Annotated in this window: 16 protein-coding genes; 6 read left to right on the top strand and 10 right to left on the bottom strand. The window is 36.9% G+C overall.

Annotation, left to right across the window (positions count from 1 at the left end):
• Positions 1 to 26: 26 nt before the first annotated feature.
• A complete protein-coding gene (locus ABD000_RS03455; protein ID WP_343763857.1) occupies positions 27 to 2,810 on the bottom strand; it encodes a 2-oxoglutarate dehydrogenase E1 component in 2,784 nt (927 codons plus the stop codon).
• A gap of 63 nt (positions 2,811 to 2,873) precedes the next feature.
• Between ABD000_RS03455 and ABD000_RS03460 the strand changes: the two genes are divergently transcribed.
• Complete coding sequence (locus ABD000_RS03460) at positions 2,874 to 3,446, top strand: alpha-ketoglutarate decarboxylase (protein ID WP_343763859.1); 573 nt, start codon at positions 2,874 to 2,876, stop codon at positions 3,444 to 3,446.
• A gap of 65 nt (positions 3,447 to 3,511) precedes the next feature.
• Here ABD000_RS03460 and ABD000_RS03465 read toward each other — a convergent pair whose 3' ends face one another.
• The 8 genes from ABD000_RS03465 to ABD000_RS03500 form a co-directional block, all read right to left on the bottom strand.
• Positions 3,512 to 4,144, bottom strand: a complete 633-nt coding sequence (locus ABD000_RS03465; protein WP_343763861.1) for a hypothetical protein — start codon at positions 4,142 to 4,144, stop codon at positions 3,512 to 3,514.
• 11 nt (positions 4,145 to 4,155) lie between these two features.
• On the bottom strand, positions 4,156 to 4,725 hold the full coding sequence (locus ABD000_RS03470) for a hypothetical protein (protein WP_343763865.1): 570 nt from the start codon (positions 4,723 to 4,725) through the stop codon (positions 4,156 to 4,158).
• 448 nt (positions 4,726 to 5,173) lie between these two features.
• Positions 5,174 to 5,767, bottom strand: a complete 594-nt coding sequence (locus ABD000_RS03475; protein WP_343763867.1) for a hypothetical protein — start codon at positions 5,765 to 5,767, stop codon at positions 5,174 to 5,176.
• Positions 5,768 to 5,771: 4 nt separating this feature from the next.
• Positions 5,772 to 6,518 (bottom strand): hypothetical protein, encoded by a 747-nt coding sequence (locus ABD000_RS03480; RefSeq protein WP_343763869.1) that lies wholly within the window; start codon positions 6,516 to 6,518, stop codon positions 5,772 to 5,774.
• Positions 6,519 to 6,830: 312 nt separating this feature from the next.
• Positions 6,831 to 7,457, bottom strand: a complete 627-nt coding sequence (locus ABD000_RS03485; protein ID WP_343763871.1) for a DUF6705 family protein — start codon at positions 7,455 to 7,457, stop codon at positions 6,831 to 6,833.
• 357 nt (positions 7,458 to 7,814) lie between these two features.
• Entirely contained in the window at positions 7,815 to 8,414 is a 600-nt protein-coding gene (locus ABD000_RS03490; RefSeq protein ID WP_343763873.1) for a hypothetical protein, read from the bottom strand.
• A gap of 4 nt (positions 8,415 to 8,418) precedes the next feature.
• A complete protein-coding gene (locus ABD000_RS03495) occupies positions 8,419 to 9,996 on the bottom strand; it encodes a hypothetical protein (protein WP_343763875.1) in 1,578 nt (525 codons plus the stop codon).
• A gap of 80 nt (positions 9,997 to 10,076) precedes the next feature.
• Complete coding sequence (locus tag ABD000_RS03500) at positions 10,077 to 11,048, bottom strand: polyprenyl synthetase family protein (RefSeq protein ID WP_343763877.1); 972 nt, start codon at positions 11,046 to 11,048, stop codon at positions 10,077 to 10,079.
• 122 nt (positions 11,049 to 11,170) lie between these two features.
• Between ABD000_RS03500 and ABD000_RS03505 the strand changes: the two genes are divergently transcribed.
• The 5 genes from ABD000_RS03505 (at position 11,171) to ABD000_RS03525 (ending at position 18,326) form a co-directional block, all read left to right on the top strand.
• Positions 11,171 to 11,776, top strand: a complete 606-nt coding sequence (locus tag ABD000_RS03505) for a TetR/AcrR family transcriptional regulator (RefSeq protein ID WP_343763880.1) — start codon at positions 11,171 to 11,173, stop codon at positions 11,774 to 11,776.
• On the top strand, positions 11,773 to 13,146 hold the full coding sequence (locus ABD000_RS03510) for a TolC family protein (protein ID WP_343763882.1): 1,374 nt from the start codon (positions 11,773 to 11,775) through the stop codon (positions 13,144 to 13,146). The genes ABD000_RS03505 and ABD000_RS03510 overlap by 4 nt, the downstream gene beginning before the upstream one ends.
• A gap of 20 nt (positions 13,147 to 13,166) precedes the next feature.
• Positions 13,167 to 14,339: an efflux RND transporter periplasmic adaptor subunit gene (locus tag ABD000_RS03515; RefSeq protein WP_343763885.1), complete on the top strand. Its 1,173-nt coding sequence runs from the start codon at positions 13,167 to 13,169 to the stop codon at positions 14,337 to 14,339.
• Positions 14,340 to 14,383: 44 nt separating this feature from the next.
• Positions 14,384 to 14,683 (top strand): four helix bundle protein, encoded by a 300-nt coding sequence (locus ABD000_RS03520; protein ID WP_343763887.1) that lies wholly within the window; start codon positions 14,384 to 14,386, stop codon positions 14,681 to 14,683.
• 124 nt (positions 14,684 to 14,807) lie between these two features.
• On the top strand, positions 14,808 to 18,326 hold the full coding sequence (locus ABD000_RS03525; RefSeq protein WP_343763889.1) for an efflux RND transporter permease subunit: 3,519 nt from the start codon (positions 14,808 to 14,810) through the stop codon (positions 18,324 to 18,326).
• A 47-nt stretch (positions 18,327 to 18,373) separates the two neighbouring features.
• Here ABD000_RS03525 and ABD000_RS03530 read toward each other — a convergent pair whose 3' ends face one another.
• Positions 18,374 to 18,922 (bottom strand): hypothetical protein, encoded by a 549-nt coding sequence (locus ABD000_RS03530; protein ID WP_343763891.1) that lies wholly within the window; start codon positions 18,920 to 18,922, stop codon positions 18,374 to 18,376.
• Between the last annotated feature and the right edge of the window lie 13 nt (positions 18,923 to 18,935).

The following is an 18,935-nucleotide window of genomic DNA, read 5'->3' on the forward strand; positions in this document are numbered from 1 at the left end:
ATGAGGTTATCTTGGTTATATTATTTTTAATTCGCGTCTTGATTAAACACGCTTTCAATTACTTTATCATGACGGCGCTTAAATCTAACTGCGCTTCCTGCTGCGGGAGCACCATAAAATCTTCTACTACACACTCTAAAATCTTTAGCTTCGGGCAGGTGAAGCAGTAAAAAGCTGTATGCTCCCATATTTCGGGGTTCTTCTTGTGCCCATACCACGTCCTTAGCATTTTTATATTTTTTCATCATTTCGCGCATACGCTCTGCCGGTAGAGGAAAGAGCTGTTCTAAACGAACTAATGCCACATCATCACGATTGTTTTCTTCTTTATGCGCTAGTAAATCGTAGTAAAATTTACCCGTGACAAAGACTAAACTTTTTACTTTACCAGCCTCTGCATCTGGATCATCTATTACAGTTTGGAAACTGCCGTTCGCAAATTCTTCTTTAGTAGAAACAACTTTGGGATGACGCAATAAACTCTTTGGTGTAAATACAATGAGAGGTTTTCTAAAGTCTGCCTTCATTTGTCTTCTAAGCAAATGGAACATATTTGCCGGAGTCGAACAATCTGCAATATACATGTTATCCTTTGCGCAAAGTTGTAGATAGCGCTCCATACGTGCCGAAGAATGTTCTGCTCCCTGACCTTCATAGCCGTGTGGAAGTAACATCACCAGTCCGTTTTGCAATTTCCACTTATCTTCTGCTGCAGAAATATATTGATCAATCATGATTTGAGCCCCGTTGCTAAAATCACCGAATTGAGCTTCCCAAATGGTTAATGTCTTTGGGCTTGCCATGGCATAGCCATAATCAAATCCTACCACAGCATATTCTGAAAGTAAAGAATTATATATGTAAAAATGCCCCTGATCCTTATCTAATTCGTTTAACAAGACGATTTCTTCTTCACTTTCTTCGGCTTTTACTACTGCATGTCTGTGAGAGAATGTTCCCCGTTCTACATCCTGACCGGTCATGCGAACATCGTATCCTTCTTTGAGTAATGATCCATACGCAAGCAATTCTGCCATTGCCCAATCCAGGGAGTTATCTTCAAAATACATTTTACGACGTGCATCAATCAGCTTAGCAATTTTGCGAAGGATTTTTTTATCCTCTGGCAAATGCGTGATCGTCTTTGCAATAGAAGTAAGTGTCTCCAGATCAAAGCTGGTATCGATATCTGCCATCATTTCGCCCTCTTGTGCGGTACCAATACCTTTCCAGGCATCCTGCATAATTGGAGTTATTTCAGTCTTATCCTCTTTTCTGGATTTTTCTAATTTCTTCTCTAATTTGTCTTTATACTCTTTTTCAAGTTTCTTTACATAATCACCATCAATTACACCTTCTTCCTGAAGTTTTTTGGCGTAAATATCTCTGGGATTATCGTGCTTCGCAATGGCTTTATACAATTTTGGCTGGGTAAACCTGGGTTCATCTCCTTCATTGTGACCATACTTTCGGTACCCCAGCAAATCAATAAATACATCTCGCTTATACTTCATTCTAAAATCCAGTGCGAATGTCATCGCATGGACTACAGCTTCAGCATCATCAGCATTTACGTGCAATACGGGTGAAAGTGTCACCTTGCCTACATCGGTACAATAGGTAGACGAACGTGCATCCAGGTAATTTGTTGTAAAACCAATTTGATTATTGATCACAATATGTATGGTTCCTGCAGTCTTATAGCCGTCCAATTTGGCCATTTGAATGACTTCATAAACGATCCCCTGACCGGCGATCGCTGCATCTCCATGAACAACAATAGGAAGCACCTCACTAAAGTTATCCTGGTGGTCTCTATCTTGTTTTGCCCGCGCGATACCCTGTACAACGGCTCCAACAGTTTCTAAATGGGAGGGATTAGGTGCAATGTTGAGGTTGATTTCTTTTCCGCTATCGGTCATTCGGCTACTGGTCCAGCCTAGGTGATACTTTACATCTCCATCAAAAATATCCTGTGCATAGTCTTTACCATCAAATTCACTAAAAATATCTTTGGCACTTTTACCAAAAATATTGGTAAGAGTACTCAAACGCCCACGGTGAGCCATCCCCATGATAAATTCTTTCACTCCCTGGTCTGCCGCTTGTTCAATTAAGGCGTCCAGTGCCGGGATCAAGCTTTCGCCTCCTTCAAGAGAAAATCTTTTTTGACCAACGTATTTGGTATGCAAAAAGGATTCAAAGGATACGGCCTCATTTAATTTTTTAAGAATATGCTTTTTTTGATCGGCCGTGAAGTTTGGATGATTATCGTTTTTATTAAGCTTATCCTGAATCCATTGTATTTCATCAGGCTTTCTTATATACATGTATTCTACCCCAATCGCATCGCAATAGATACGTTCCAAGTGCGTAATGATTGATTTTAAAGTAGCTGCACCAATTCCTAAGATTTCACCCGCATTGAACGTAGTGTTGAGGTCTGCATCAGTAAGCCCAAAATTTTCTTTCTCCAGCGTTGGTGCATACTTTCTTCTTTCTCGAACCGGATTTGTTTTCGTAAAAAGGTGACCTCGTGTACGATATCCATCAATTAGTTTTACAACTTGAAATTCCTTAAGGACATGCTGGGGAATTTCTTGTGAGGTAATTCCATTGCTAATTGTTGCAGCAGCCGGTTGATTTGTATCCTGTATCGTATCACCGTTATATTTTTCTTGTGCAAAGTCAAACCCTTGAAAAAAAGCTCTCCAGCTAGGCTCAACACTATCAGGATGCTGTAAATATTGATCGTAAAGTTCTGCAAAATACGCAGTTGAAGCTGCGTTAAGGAATGAAAATTTATCCATAGGTGGAATGTAGTGTATTAAAATACAATACAAAAATACACTATTTAACAAAACCTCACTTTTATGACTTATATTTATTGTATGATTTTAGACAACTTTAACGGCTTGCTGAAATACTCCCTTAAGACCATTAGTGTTCTCTTATTTCTTACAGGTACAAGCACCTTGGCTCAACAAACAGACGTACCGCCACAAAAGCAATCACGATTTATGGATAACGTTAGGTTTGGCGGAAATATAGGACTAAGTTTTGGTAATGGCTTTTTTACCGGTATGTTGGCGCCATCAGCTATTTATGATGTCAACCGATACTTCTCTACCGGTATAGGAATAATCGGATCTTATACTGATGGACGTAATTTTAAGAGTGCTGTTTACGGCCCCTCGGCATTATTCTTTTTTAGACCTTATCAAGGGTTTCGCCTTTCGGCGGAATATGAGCAACTGCGTGTAAATCAAACCATAGAATTAACCGAAGGAGACATAGAAGATAATTTTTGGAATCCCGCGCTATTTTTAGGAGCCGGGTTTACTACAGGCAACATTACTGCCGGAATACGTTATAATGTACTTTTTGATGACGATGATGGCGTATATGGCTCTGCGCTTATTCCATTCATCGGGGTGTTTTTTTAGGAACTATTTAAAGAATATTAAATGTTTAAGTAAAATAAGTCATCCAAAAATATTTGTATAAAGAACTATCGACATTTTTTCTTTTTCATAATAATAAAGGAATAACCTCTAAAGTAATAATACGTATCAGGCTCAAGTTTATCCCACAAATTGCGATATACATGCTTTAAATCCAATTCTTCATGAATGTAAGAAATCATTTCTTGCGCTTTTTTTCTTTTAGGCGACTCTTCTTCATTCCTTTTTGTCAATTGCAAAGGGTGGATTTCTTCATAACTAACCACACGATTAATTGAAGGTTTCTTTATTCTAAAAATAACACTGTCTGAGTCCAAATAAGCGAGATTACCACAGTCCTCATTGAATTTCTTACAGGGTTCAATTTCTTCAATACCCAATTCTTTTAGCCTTTGCATAACACGTTTAGCAACTATTGGATGTATTTCTTGATTATATTCTACATCTTCACTTTCAATTTTCCAGATGTCATGCCATAATCTACCAACAAAGTTTCGGGGAAATCTTCCTTTGGATAGACTTGTTATAATCTGACCTTTATAGGTTGAATCTGAATATTCCACTAATCTGACCTTTTGTGGATTACCTATTAATTCAATAGAATATTCACTTTCTACATAAGATTGGGCGTTTGATGAATACCCTATCATTAATAGCATGGTTACCAATAGAATTTTCATCTTACCTAGCTTTAATGTTTAGTAAAAGTAAGCCACTCTAAGGGCATCACCTGATCTACACCCCCGGGTGGGCAATTATCACTCCAAATTTCACCATTTACATAGTAATAATACGTCATAGATGTATCAGCTAAACCCTCGATATCCAAAAGTAAATATCCATTTTGGCCACAGGCACTGCTAAATCCTTGATATGGTATCTGATACGTCGCTTTGTTGGTTCCAAAAAAACCGCCACTAATTACCTCTACTGCGTTATCTGGAAGATTAGTTGTGTCGACAAGTAATACGCCATTCTCTTTTATGGTGTATCTTATATTCAACTTATCATATTTTTTACCAGTCTCAGATCTTTCAATAAGCTTTGGCTCTATATAAAAATCAAGTTGTTTTCCGTCTGAAGTTACTGCCTGCCAATGCCCGTAGAATTTGCTTAGTTTATCATTGATATCTTTGAAATAAGTTCCGTCAGCTGCTGATTGATCTGAATCCATATAATCAACCAAATCCTCTACTGGTACAATCTGAGCTTTGCAACTGACTATTACAAATAGTAGTATAAAAAAATTAATTAATCTCATAATCATTTAATTTGGACATTTTTCTTTTTTTAATTTACCATCGACATCTAACGACAGCTTCTTAATTTTTCCGTTATCATTTATTTTCCATAGTTCTATGCCATTAAGGTCCATTGAGTCTTTCGTAAACCTTAGTAACCTTATACTTTTGTCCCCATCCTCTTGGAAATACTCTAACTATTTTCTGGTAAGAATTCGAATTTCTAGACTATCATAAAGTGGCAGAGTACTGGGATCTCCACTAAATCGTAATTGAAATTTACCACTACTACTATACATACTACCATAAATATCTTCTACAGGTATGCCTGTAATTTTTTTTAGGCCTTAGGAGAAAGTAGTAGAATATAAGAGTGACCAAAGGTTTGTACATTATATTTTAACACTAAAAGCCTGATGATATCCTAAAGGATTAAGTGTTATAAAGTAGTCCCCTAAACAGAATGTTTTAATCTTCGATTACATCTATAGGATCTTTTGTAAAGGTCAATTGCTCCATTGGCATCACCTGGTCTACACCACCCGGTGGGCAATTATCACTCAAAATTTCACCATAAACACTGTAATAATAATTCATTTGCGAATCTCCTAGCCCCACCACTGCTAAAAAAAGGTTACCATTCTGCCCACATCCACCTTCAAATCCCATATAACTGATCTGGTAGGTGGCTTCATTCGATCCAAAAAAGCCCCTATCAATAACCTCTGAATCATCCTCTGGCAGCGTAGTAGTATCTGCCAAGATATTTCCATTTTGATCTTTGATTGTGTATCGTATTCTTATTTTATCATATGTTGTGTTAGTATTTGTCTTAAGATATGGAGTTATGTAAAAGTCTAACACTTTTCCATCTGTTGCCGTGGCTTGCCAGTGCCCATAAAATTTAGCTAGCTTCCCATTAATGTCTTTAAAATACTTCCCTTCTTGAAAATCTGCATTTTCTTCATCTTGATATAAGTGTAAATTTTCTACTGGCACAATAGTTTGTGCTTTACAGCTTATGCTAAGAATTATGATAATTATAATTTTTATTGTTTTCATATCTCTAATCTTTTGGACATTTTTCTTTATCTACTTTTCCATTATCATCCACAAATACTTTTAACACCGTACCATTATTTTTTACTTGCCATAGTTCTATTCCTATATTTTCATCAATCTGCATAACATCCTTTAGGAAATCAAACCATATCTTATTTGAAACTCTGTCCTCAAACTCATCTTCATACTTTTCTGTAAAATCCTTAACCTGTTGATCGGTAAAGGTAGGCAGATCAGCCACATTACCGTTAAAGCGTAATTGAAAGTTGCCGCTGCTGCTAAACATATCGCCATAAATATCTTCAACTGGTCTGCCTGTATTATGCGCAATTTGTACAAAAGTAATGAAGGTTTGAATATCCTTGGGAGAATGACGGCGTATGCGCTTTTCAACATCTGGTATCCCATCACCATTTATATCTGGTATTGGTTTATCATTAAGATGATTATGTATATAGCCTACTTTATCTGCTCCTGTAGGAAAGCTAACGCTATGCCCATCATCGCTTACCGGTGCATCAACAAAGGTTCCATCTGTTTTTTGTACAAATCCTTTTTCACCTTGACCGCCAAAATTGTCTCTACATTCCTGGGCCTTGGCCTGGTAATCAGGGTCGTTTATTAGGTCACTTATGTTTTGGCATGTTTCAAAGTCATCTGGGTCTGTAATCTCAGGAGCATCATCACAGCATGCATCTATAGTAAATGGTGAGGTATCTAATCTAACGCAATCTAGTATTATCTCCGGCATCATTTGGATCGTCACCTATCATACCATCCATGCAACTAGTCGAACATAGCTCAGCGAAGTCACCTAACTATAACACACAAACTATATCATCGGCATTTACTAAAATTATAACTAGCTTATACTTAAAGTTATTTGTTATATCTCTATTTATAATACCCTGACTTAATACTATGAAAACATACCATTACTTGTGATTTTATGGCTTTTATTGAGCTTATATAGCAAGTTCCAGTAGCAACTACTGCTTCATTTTTTTTGAAACTTCTTTTTATCTCTATAAGAATTTATAAGTAAATAGAATCAAGACCTTTACTATTCTACCTTTAGAAAGATTAAATCATTATCAAAATTCAAATCTATGGTTGATGTCGGCGGAGTTTCATTCTCTTTGAATGATGCTTGAACATAAGCGTCTCCCATACTTACACTCAAAGCCTCCTGTAAGTTGATGATGCGTTTATGAAGAATCAATTCATAGGATATACCAGGCTCATTAATATCTCTCATATGTAATACAATTCGCTTTTCACCTTCTATACAATCTGATACCGGATGGTAAAAACAACTATCCTCAATTGAATATCCACAAATACTGTGTCGACATCCACTGGTATAAGAGTTCTCAATCTGCGATAGAGTATTTACTATAATAGTTCCATTTTCGCTATATTGATATTCCCCAATAAGTAAATCAATGTAGTATGCATTATGATCTGATAACTCAAATTTTTTGAGCTCAAGCTTCAGAGACTTCCCGTCACTCTCATGCAACCATGTTCCTTCATATTGATTAAATAAATTATCAATATCTTTATAATATTCCTTAACATTCGGATGATTTTCTTCCGTAGGATATAGTGCTTCTACAGGAAATACAGGTGTTTGAGATATTCCAGCTGTGAAACATAATAACGATAAGTATAGCAATTGATTTTTCATAATTTCTTATTTTATTGACACGGTGTATTAATTACTTCGTTATTGTCATCAAGACTTAAAGTCTCCCATGCTCTTGAAAATACTCTAACTATCTTATTGTAGGAACTTGAATTTATAGACGATCATAAAGTGGCAAAGTACCGGAATCTCCACTAAATAGTAGTTGAAAGTTGCCGCTGCTGCTGTACATATCGCCCTAAATATTCTCTGTAGGTCTGCCGGTATTTTTTGGCTCTTAAAAGAAAGTAGTAAAACATAAAGAGTGACCAAAGGTTTGTATACTATATTCTAACACTAAAAGCCTGATGATATCCTAAAGGATTAAGTGTTATAAAGTAGTCCCCTAAACAGAATGTTTTAATCTTCGAATACATCTATAGGATCTTTTATAAAGGTCAATTGCTCCATTGGCATTACCTGATCTACACCACCCGGTGGGCAATTACTACCGTAAATACTACCCGCTACACTGTAGTAATATTTCATTTGAGTACTCTCTAAACCTATTACGGCTAAAAAAATATTTCCGTTTTGACCACAACGGGCTTCTAATCCCTGATAGTAAATCTGATAGGTCACTTTATTAGGTCCGAAAAAGCCGCCTCTTATTACATATGAATTTTCATCAGGTAGATCAGTAGTATCTGCCAGTATATTCCCACTTTGATTTTTGATGGTATATCGTATTCTTAATTTATCATAAGTGCCATTGGTAAAATTATCTGACATAACATATGGTGTAATATAAAAATCCACTACTTTCCCATCTGATGTCGTTGCCCTCCAGTGCCCATAGAATTTGGACAGCTTACCGTTTACATCTTTAAAGTATTTACCATCATGAAAATCTTCATACTCTTCATCTTGATACATACTTAAATCTTCTACAGGCACTATATTTTGAGCTTTACAACCCATGCTAATTAGCAGAATGAATAAAATCTTTGTAATTTTCATAACATTAATCTTTTGGACATTTTTCTTTATCAACTTTGCCAGTATCATCTAAGGATATTTTTAATATTGTACCGTTATCTTTTACCTGCCATAGTTCAATCCCCTTACTATCATCAATCTGCATTACGTCTTGAACAAACTTAAACCACTTTTTGTTTGATACAGTATTTTGAAAATAATCTTTGTACTTAATATTAAAATTATCAATTTGATCATCGGTAAAGGTAGGCAGATCAACTACATTACCATTAAATCGTAATTGAAAGTTACCACTTTTACTATACATATCCCCGTAAATATCCCCGGTGGGTCTACCTGTATTATGAGCAATTTGCACCAATGTGATAAAGGTACGTATATCTTCAGGAGAATGTCGGCGTACCCGTTTTTCTAGGTCAGGTTCACCATCACCGTCAAAATCTGGTATTGGTTTATCATTAAGATGATTATGTATATAGCCTACTTTATCTGCTCCTGTAGGAAAGCTAACTGTATGACCATTATCACTTACCGGTGCATCTACAAAGGTTCCATCTGTCTTTTGTACAAAGCCTTTTTCATCTTCACCGCCAAAATTATCTTTACACTCCTGGGCTTTAGCCTGGTAGTCAGGGTCATTTATTAGATCACTTATATTTTGGCATGTCGCCAGGTCGTCTGGGTCTGTAATCTCAGGAGCATCATCATCAATCACCACCACATCATCATCGCAGCATGCATCTATAGTAAATAATGAGGTATCTGATCTGCCACAGTCAATTATCATAATGCTAGTTGTACCTCCACAATTCCAACTACCATCCCCCTGCGGTATAGGAGCATGTGGAGTTGTGCCTCCTACACTGCAAGCCTGTACATCTATTGAGATATTACAGCTGTCTATCCCTCCATCTATCCAACCGCCATTACCGCCATCATCATCGGTAGGATCTGGATCTGTAGGGTCATCCCAGTTTGATCCTCCTGTACTATTATCGTCATCATCTCCTGGATCATTTGGATCATCTGGATCGTCTCCTAACATACAATCCACACAATTAGTCGCATCTGCTATTCCTAAATCAAAATTAAAACTGCGAAGCTCTGTACCATCTAAATCAAACGATGTCGTTCTACCACTATACTCTGAACCTACAAATCCATCTACTACACCCTCATATTTCTTAACGTAACTTTTCAATATGTTCCCATCTGCATCTGTCACTACAATTAAATTATAGATTACGTTATCCATAGGTATAATAGGAGTCAATAAAAAACTATAGGTTCTATTTTGTGCGGGATCTTCTAGCGCTTGAATTGTTGACGTATTTAATGTACCAAAGGGATTATCAAATCCCGTTGAACGACCGGTAAGACCTAACTTCTTTTCTAATATGGGCAAATATCCTCTATCTTCTTTGGCAATCTGTTCCAATACATTAGGTATATCTTTAGCGTGTATGCTTATTCTTTTTTTACCATTATAAAGTGCTTCATATTGGTGCGTATCATGGTCAATGTAATGATCTGCTGAGTCATCTTGACAGGAACTGACCATAAAAATAAAAAAACTAACACGAAAAAATAGACGTTTTGCCATATATTTAGGTTTAAGATCATAAATATATAAAACAATCTTAAATATTAATTAAAACAAGGTTAGTAATTGATATAATGATTCTATTCCTCTCTATGCATTAAGGATTCTCCAAATTGTTTTAATCCTTTTTTACGCTTAGGCGATACATTGATTTGATCCAGCTCATAAAATGCTTTATCTGTGTAACGTTTGATTTCGGCTTTGATCGATAGATCGGCTTTGCTGCGCACAAAGATCTCTTTAACTGTATCTACTTTAGTATCTGAAATTGCTGTAGCGGAAAACAATTCGTTTATGGTGGTTTTATCTGTTTCAGATCCATTGAGCAATGCTTCTAAATACAGGTATGTTTTTTTATTTTCAATGATATCGCCTCCTACTTGCTTGCCAAATGTTTCGGGATTGCCAAAAGCATCCAGATAGTCGTCCTGTAGTTGAAACGCAATGCCTAACAGCCTCCCGTAATTATAGAGGTGTTCCTGATCTTCCGCAGAAGCGCCACCAATAATAGCTCCCATTTGTAAAGCGGCCGCTACCAAAACTGCGGTTTTGAACTCGATCATTTTCAAATATTCATCAATGGTAACATCATCCCTGGTCTCAAACTCAACATCGTATTGCTGCCCTTCACAAATTTCTAAAGCAGTTTTAGAAAATAAGGTGATCAATTGTTTGTTTACTAAAGGTGAATATGATTCAAAACACTGATATGCCTGGATTAACATAGCGTCACCGGATAGAATCCCGGTATTAATATCCCATTTTTCGTGAACTGTAGGTTGATTACGTCGCAGTGGCGCAGCATCCATAATATCATCATGAATCAAGGTAAAATTGTGAAAAATCTCAATGGCCAGGGCAGCATCTAATGCCTTTTTGGGCTCCTCTCCAAACAAATCGGTCGCCATTAATACCAAAATTGGTCTCATTCGCTTGGCCCTTAGCTGCAAGATATAGGCTATGGGATCATATAACCCCTTAGGCTCTTTTATTAAAATCTTTGATCGTAAGTAGCTTAGAAATAATTCACGATAGACCGTGATTGCGTCCATAGTTTTTTTGCTAAAATACTGGTTTTTATCTCGATCAAAAGTTACAGGAATTGTTAAAGTAATGTAAAAACCAAGGAAACTTAAAAAGTTTTAAAAGTTTCCGTAGTAGTTTTGCGGCATCAATGAGAGACGAAATTTTGAAACAGTCGACAGATTTATTTCTGGAACGAGGATTTAAAAGTGTAACAATGGATGATATTGCACAGGATATGGCAATTTCAAAAAAGACCATTTATCAGCATTTTAAAAATAAGACTATTCTTGTCGAAGAAAGCGTTGAGACACTGTACCATCTTATCTGCAATGGGATTGATCATATAACACAGCAACGACAAAATCCCATAGAAGAATTATACGAGATCAAAAAATTTGTGCTCATGCATCTAAAGGGAGAGAAATCATCCCCTATTTACCAGCTTCAAAAATACTATCCTAGAATTCATGCTTCAATACGCAAGCGCCAATTTGAACATATGCAGGATTGTATGATTGATAATATTAAAAGAGGTATTGCACAAGGGCTTTTTAGAGAAAATCTCAATGTTGAATTTGTTTCTCGTATTTATTTTATAGGTATGACAGGGATTAAGGATAACGACATGTTCGATGAGAACATTTTTCATAAAGAAAATCTTCTTGAGATGTACCTAGAATATCATCTAAGGGGCATTGTAACTCCAAAGGGTAGAAAACGACTTAACCAATTAATAAATTCCAACCACGAATGATACAGCGAATGACCACCAGTATCTTTCTACTATTTAGCCTGTTTATTGTACGGGGCCAATCGTTAGAAAGTGAATATAGTTTTACCTTGGAGGAAGCAATAGATTTTGCTTTAGAAAACAGCTATCAGTCGATTAATGCCCGTCGGGATGTGGCAAAGGCTATTAAGCAAAAATGGGAAACTACCGCGATGGGATTACCACAAATTAACGGTGGGGTAGATTACCAAAATCAGCTAAAGCAACCTGTTACATTTATCCCTGCTAATGCCTTCGACCCTAATGCTTCAGGTGATGAGCTGATTCCTGTTGTTTTTAGTCCTGAGCAATCGATGGCCGCTACCGCTACACTTTCACAATTAATTTTTGATGGTTCTTATCTTGTGGCTTTGCAGGCTGCCAAAACCTTTTTACAATTTTCTGACAATGCCTTAGAAAAAACGCAGCTTGAAGTCAGGAAAGGAGTGATTAATGCATATGGAAGCGTTTTACTTACCAATGAAACTATTTCCATTTTTGAAAAAAATGTGAAAAATCTACAAAAAAATCTTGATGAAACTATTCAAATTTTCAAAAATGGGCTCACCGAAGAAGAGAGCGTAGAGCAACTACAAATTACCCTGGCACAAATTAAAAATCAGCTTGAAAATACTAAACGCCTCCAATCCATTGCTTATCAAATGTTTAATCTGGCAATTGGTTTAGATGTACAGAATGAGGTTACTCTTTTAGACGATCTTACGTCGCTAGCGCTGCAAAATACTAGTAAGCAGCTGGTCGAGCAACAATTAGATATTACGAATAATGTTGATTATAAAATTGCCCTAAACCTCACAGAGCAACGTGAACTTGAACTCAAACAACAGAAAAGCTTTGCTTTACCTTCCTTAACAGGTTTTATCAATTATGGAGCAAATGCGGCAGGCAATGAATTTAATTTTTTTAGTGATGCAGAATGGTTTGAATCTTCAATCCTTGGAGTATCCTTACAAATCCCATTATTTAGTTCTGGAATGCGAAGCGCTCAAACGGCAAGAGCAAAGATTGCATTAGAACAAGCCAAGACAGATTTTGATCAAACTCAGCAGGAAATACAATTGGCACTTGATTCTGCCAGAAGCAACTATCTCTTTGCCGTACAAAATCTGGAAACAGTTCAAAATAATCTGTCATTAGCAGAACGCATAGAAAATAAAAATCAAATAAAATTTACTGAGGGTCTATCTACCAGCTTTGAACTGCGCCAGGCACAAACTCAATTGTACGACTCGCAACAAGAAGTGTTACAGGCCATGGTTGATTTGATTAATTATAAAGCCGACCTGGAGACTATTTTGAGTATCCCTCAAATAAACGTATCCAACCAAAACTAACTACGATTAAAACATTCAATATGAAACTCACATTTTTAAAATTCTTGTCCCTATCCCTGCTCTTAATTTCATGTGGCGGCAACAAGAAAAAGTCAGTCGAAGATACGATTGCTTCAAAAAACCTTGAAGAAATTCAGGAGTTGCGGTCTTCGCTAAAAACAGAACAGTCTGAACTTAATGATAAATTAACCCGCCTGGATGCAGCGATTAAAAAATTAGATCAATCTGATAATGCTGCTTTGATCACCGTAAAACAAGTGAGCGATACACTTTTCAATCATTATGTAGAATTGCAAGGTAATGTTAGCACGAAAAAGAATGTAATCGTTTATCCCGAAATGCAGGGAGTATTACAACGTGTGTATGTCAAAGAAGGTGATAACGTAAGAAAGGGACAATTATTAGCTACCATAGACGATGGAGGATTATCCAGCCAGGTCGCTCAAGTTGAAACACAAGCTGCTTTGGCTAAAACAACTTTTGAACGACAAAAAGCACTTTGGGAACAGCAAATCGGTTCAGAAATTCAGTATCTACAGGCAAAAAGTAATTATGAAGCCGCTCAAAATCAAGTAAACCAAATGAAAAGTATGTTAGGAAAAACTTCGGTGAGGGCACCTTTTAGCGGAGTAGTTGATGATGTCATTACAGAGCAGGGAACTGTTGTGGCTCCTGGTTCGCAACTCTTTAGAATCGTAAATCTAGATGATATGTACATCAAGGCAGATGTGCCAGAACGTTATATAAAGGACATTCAACCCGGTAAAGAAGTTATTGTTAATCTACCCATTTTAGGAGAACAAATTAAGACAAAAGTACGTCAAACCAGTAATTACATTAATCCTAGTAACCGTACTTTTTCCATTGAAGTAGCAGTACCCAACAAAAAAGGATTAATCAAGCCAAACCTTACAGCACGTCTTAAGATAAATGATTATACCAAAGAAGACGCGATCTTGATCCCATTAAATATTATTTCTGAAAATGCCGATGGAGAGCAATTTGTATATCTCGTTCAACAGGATTCAACGAATAGTGATGTCAATATTGCCAATAGAAAGATCATCTCTACCGGAAAATCCCAACAAGATTTTATCGAAGTAACCAATGGATTGGCGAGTGGAGATAAGATAATTGTTGAGGGTGCAAGAAGTGTTAAAGACGGTCAAGAGGTATCGATTGTTGAATACTAATAAGACGTTAGTTGATAGCCTTTAGTTATTAGAAATATAATAAAATGGAAAGCACTCATTTTAGCTTTGAGGATTTAAATGTATATCAAAAGTCACTGGCTTTTATTGATGTCGTTTATTCTTTAGTAAAGGATTTTCCAAGTGTTGAACGCTTTGAGCTTTCATCTCAATTTTTAAGAGCTTCTTCTTCCATTGCATTAAATATAGCAGAAGGAGCTGGTGATACAAACCAGCAGTTCAACCGGTTTTTAAATATTTCGCAAGGGTCGATCAGGGAATGTATTGTATGCATAACAATTGCCAAGAGACAAAAATACATCAGAGGATCAATTACAGTCAGCTAGATTTCGCTTAGTTGAGCTAGCTAAAATGATAAAAGGGTTACAAAAGCATTTAAAGAAATAAAATTTAGTACGAACTAAATTCTATCAACTAATTACCATTAACTATTGACTAAAGACAACAATAATGAGTGCAAAGAAAAAACAAGTAGATAAAGAATTTAAGCTCTCCAGTTGGGCAATTGATAATCCTACCGTAATCTGGGTAATGATGGCACTTTTCTTTGTATTGGGCTTGAGTGCATATTTTAGTATGCCCAGAGAAAACTTTCCTGAAATCAATGAAACTAAAATCTACATCTCTATTCCCTATCCCGGTAACACGAGTGAAGATATTGAACGCCTCATTGTGGATCCTCTTGAGGATGAATTACGAAATTTAAGTGGTGTGGTAGAAATTCTATCCACTTCACAAGAAGATTATGGTATTATTACAATTGAGTTTGATGAAGATATACCGGTTGAGCAGGCAAAGCAGGATGTAAAAGATGAAGTAGATAGTGAGAAAGCAGGAGAAGACTGGCCGACTTTTAATGGTGCGAAAGTAGAGCCCAATGTATTTGATTTAAGCATGTCTGAAGAGATTCCCATTCTTAACATCAATATCACAGGGAACTATCCCGTAGAAAAATTGAAGGAGTATGCTGAATTACTTCAGGATCGTATAGAAGATTTACCTGAGATAAAAGCAGCCGACATAAGAGGTGCCCAAGAAAAAGAGGTTGAAGTAGCTGTAGACATCTACAAAATGATGGCTGCTCAAGTGACCTTTAATGACATCATTAATGCCATTAGAAATGAAAACATGACCATGTCTGCGGGGAACCTTATATCAAGTGGTCAACGCAGGACAATTAAAGTATTAGGTGAAATCGAAACTCCGCAGGAGTTAGAAAATTTTGTTATTAAGACAGAAAATGATGCCCCCATTTACCTAAGAGACATAGCGAATGTTACATTTTCTGAAGAAGATAAAACCACCTATGCCCGTGAATTTGGTCAAAGCGTAGTTATGCTAGATGTAAAAAAGCGATCGGGCAAAAATATGATTGAGGCGGTAGAAAAAATCGATGACATCATGGCTGATATGGAAGAGCGCATTTTTCCGCCGGACCTTACATTATCTAAAGCTAACGATCAGAGTGAGAAGACCGAAAATCAAGTTACTGACCTTGTAAATAACATCATCTTTGGGATTATTTTGGTGGTGGGTGTACTTATGTTCTTTTTAGGATTTAGAAATGCGTTATTCGTAGGATTCGCTATACCCATGTCAATGTTTATGTCCTTCATGATACTTTCGGCATTAGGATATACGATGAATACCATGATCTTGTTTGCACTGATTATGGGCCTTGGGATGTTGGTTGACAACGGTATTGTTGTGGTAGAAAATGTCTATCGTCTCATGGATGAAGAAGGGATGTCGCGCATTGAAGCTGCAAAAAAGGGAATTGGGGAAATAGCCTTTCCTATCATTATTTCAACATTAACAACTGTAGCAGCATTTGTTCCCTTAGGGACCTGGCCGGGAGTTATGGGTGAATTTATGATATACTTTCCTATAACGCTTTCAGTGGTACTGGGATCCTCGTTATTCGTCGCTATTTTCATTAATTCCATGTTAGTTTCACGATTTATGGACGTACGTGAACGCAGACTTACACGAAAACAGCTCATCTTTTTATCAGCAGTTATGATTCCCATAGGTATTTTAATCATGTTGATTGGAGGAGCCGTAAAAATTCTGGGTACGCTCATCATTTTTGTTGCACTTATGTTTTGGGTATATACCTACTTCCTAAAAAAAGCTGCGACCTATTTTCAACGGAATTTTTTAACTAAACTGGAAAGCCGTTACCAACGTTTTCTAACCTGGGCCCTAAAGGGTAAAAAGCCTGTTTTCTTCGTGGTCGGAATATTTCTTTTACTCTTCCTAACCTTAGGTGGTTTTGGAGCGTCGGTAGGTGCAAAGAGAACTAATATTGAATTCTTCCCTGATAATAAGCCTAACCAAATCATAGTATACATTGAGTATCCGGAAGGAACAAGCATTAATAAAACCAATGCTATCACCAAAGAAATTGAACAGCGTGTTTATAATGTAGTAAATGATGATGAGTACAAGGCTGATAGTAACTATAATTTCTTAGTTGAATCTGCTGTTTCACAGGTAGGTGAAGGTGCCGGGAATCCCCAAACAGATGGAGGAAGCAGTGCAGAAATGCCACATCGTGCTAAGATTACAGCTACCATGCGAGAATACAAATACCGCAAAGGAAAAGACTCTGAAGTGCTACGCGCAAAAGTCCAGGAAAACCTGAAAGGAATCTACCCGGGTGTTGCCATCTCTGTAGAGAAAGATGCAGTAGGTCCCCCGGCGGGATATCCCATTAATATTGAACTTGAGGGAACAGACTATGATGAGCTGATTAATACAGCCGAAAAAATGCGAAATTTTATCAATCAAAAGAATATCGCAGGGATTGACGAACTAAAGATTGATGTAAATAAAGGAAAACCCTCTACTAAAGTACTGGTTGATCGTCAAAAGTCTGGTGAGTTAGGTGTACCCGCAGGAATGGTGGGAAACCAATTAAGACGTTCCTTGTTTGGTGAAAAAGCCGGAATCTATAAAAACGACGGAGAGGATTACGATATCTACGTACGTTTTAATGAAGATGATCGGTATGACGCATCTGCCTTGTTTAATCAAAACATAACATTCAGAGATCAGGCAACCGGTAAGATCAAGGAAGTTCCTATCAGCGCTGTTGCGACCCAGCAAAACACCTCTTCGTTTAGCGCAATAAAGCATAGGGATACAAAACGTGTTGTAACGGTATACTCGGCCTTGGCACCGGGATATACTGATGCAGGAGCAGTGGTAGAACAGGTTCAAAATGAAATGCAAAGCTTTACTGAAAAACCTGAGTCAATCAAAATTGACTACACCGGTCAAATTGAAGAACAGAATAAGCAAATGGCATTTCTAATGAGTGCATTCTTTGGAGGTCTGGGCTTAATCTTCTTTATTCTTATTTTTCAGTTTAGTTCTATTTCAAAGCCGACCATCATTATGATTGCGATCTTTTTAAGTTTTATTGGTGTTTTTGGTGGAATTGTCATTACCGGGGCACCTTTTGTGATTATGATGACCATGATGGGCATTATTTCACTGGCAGGAATTGTGGTTAACAACGGTGTAGTGTTGTTAGATTACACTCAATTGCTTATAGATCGTAAGATTGTGGCGCTAGAGTTACCAGATGATGCTTTGCTTTCTAAGGAAGACATTCAAGATGTTATTGTTAAAGCGGGTCGTGCCCGTCTTCGACCGGTAATTCTTACGGCAATTACGACTGTATTAGGATTAATTCCATTGGCGATAGGAGTTAACATAGATTTCTACTCGTTGTTTGCAGAATTCGATCCTAAGTTTTACTTAGGAGGAGATAACGTAATTTTTTGGGGACCCTTGGCCTGGTCGGTTATTTACGGACTAATAATTGCGACCTTTTTAACCTTGATCATCGTTCCCTTATTATTCTATATCGTTTATCGCACAAAAATCAAGATACGCAGCTGGCGCGGTAAACCTACCGAATCGAATGAGACTAAAGCGGATTATAAAAAAGCTGCTTAAAACAAAAAACCCCGCCAATTGGCGGGGTTTTATTTACTAGATACAATTTACTGCTTCGTAAATGTATAGGTGATTTCTGTCCTAGTTGTGGTAATCGCATTATTGGCGTTTACCTCAACGACATTTTCAAAAGTCAAAACTAATGAATTATCATTGATTGTTGTTAACGTATACGTTCTAGTACCACCTGCTCCAGAAAATGTAACTTCATCTGTATCATTGTTATATGACCAACTTGAAGAAAATTCATCCCCATCCACATATGTAACCGTCGTAAATTCATCTTCGCTACCATCTTCAAACTCCTTTTGAGAAATAAGAGTGTACGTTCCTTCAGCTTCTACGGTATTCGGATCTGCTGTGAAGTCAAGTGTAAAATCTGTATCGTTTGTATCATTAATAGTAGTATTGAAAAAGGGAGTAGAATTATTCCCGACCGTTGTCTCTTGATCTTCGTTTCCTTCTACATTGGCTAATGCCCAAACTCCTACAAAATCTTCTTCTTGAGGTCCACTTGGTCCACCATCGTCATCATCTCCACAAGAGAATGAAAAGGCAACAAAAAGACCTAATAATAATGCATTTACTTTTTTCATCATTGCTATTTTA

This window comes from Gangjinia marincola (assembly GCF_039523415.1).
GTDB classification, from domain to species: domain Bacteria; phylum Bacteroidota; class Bacteroidia; order Flavobacteriales; family Flavobacteriaceae; genus Gangjinia; species Gangjinia marincola.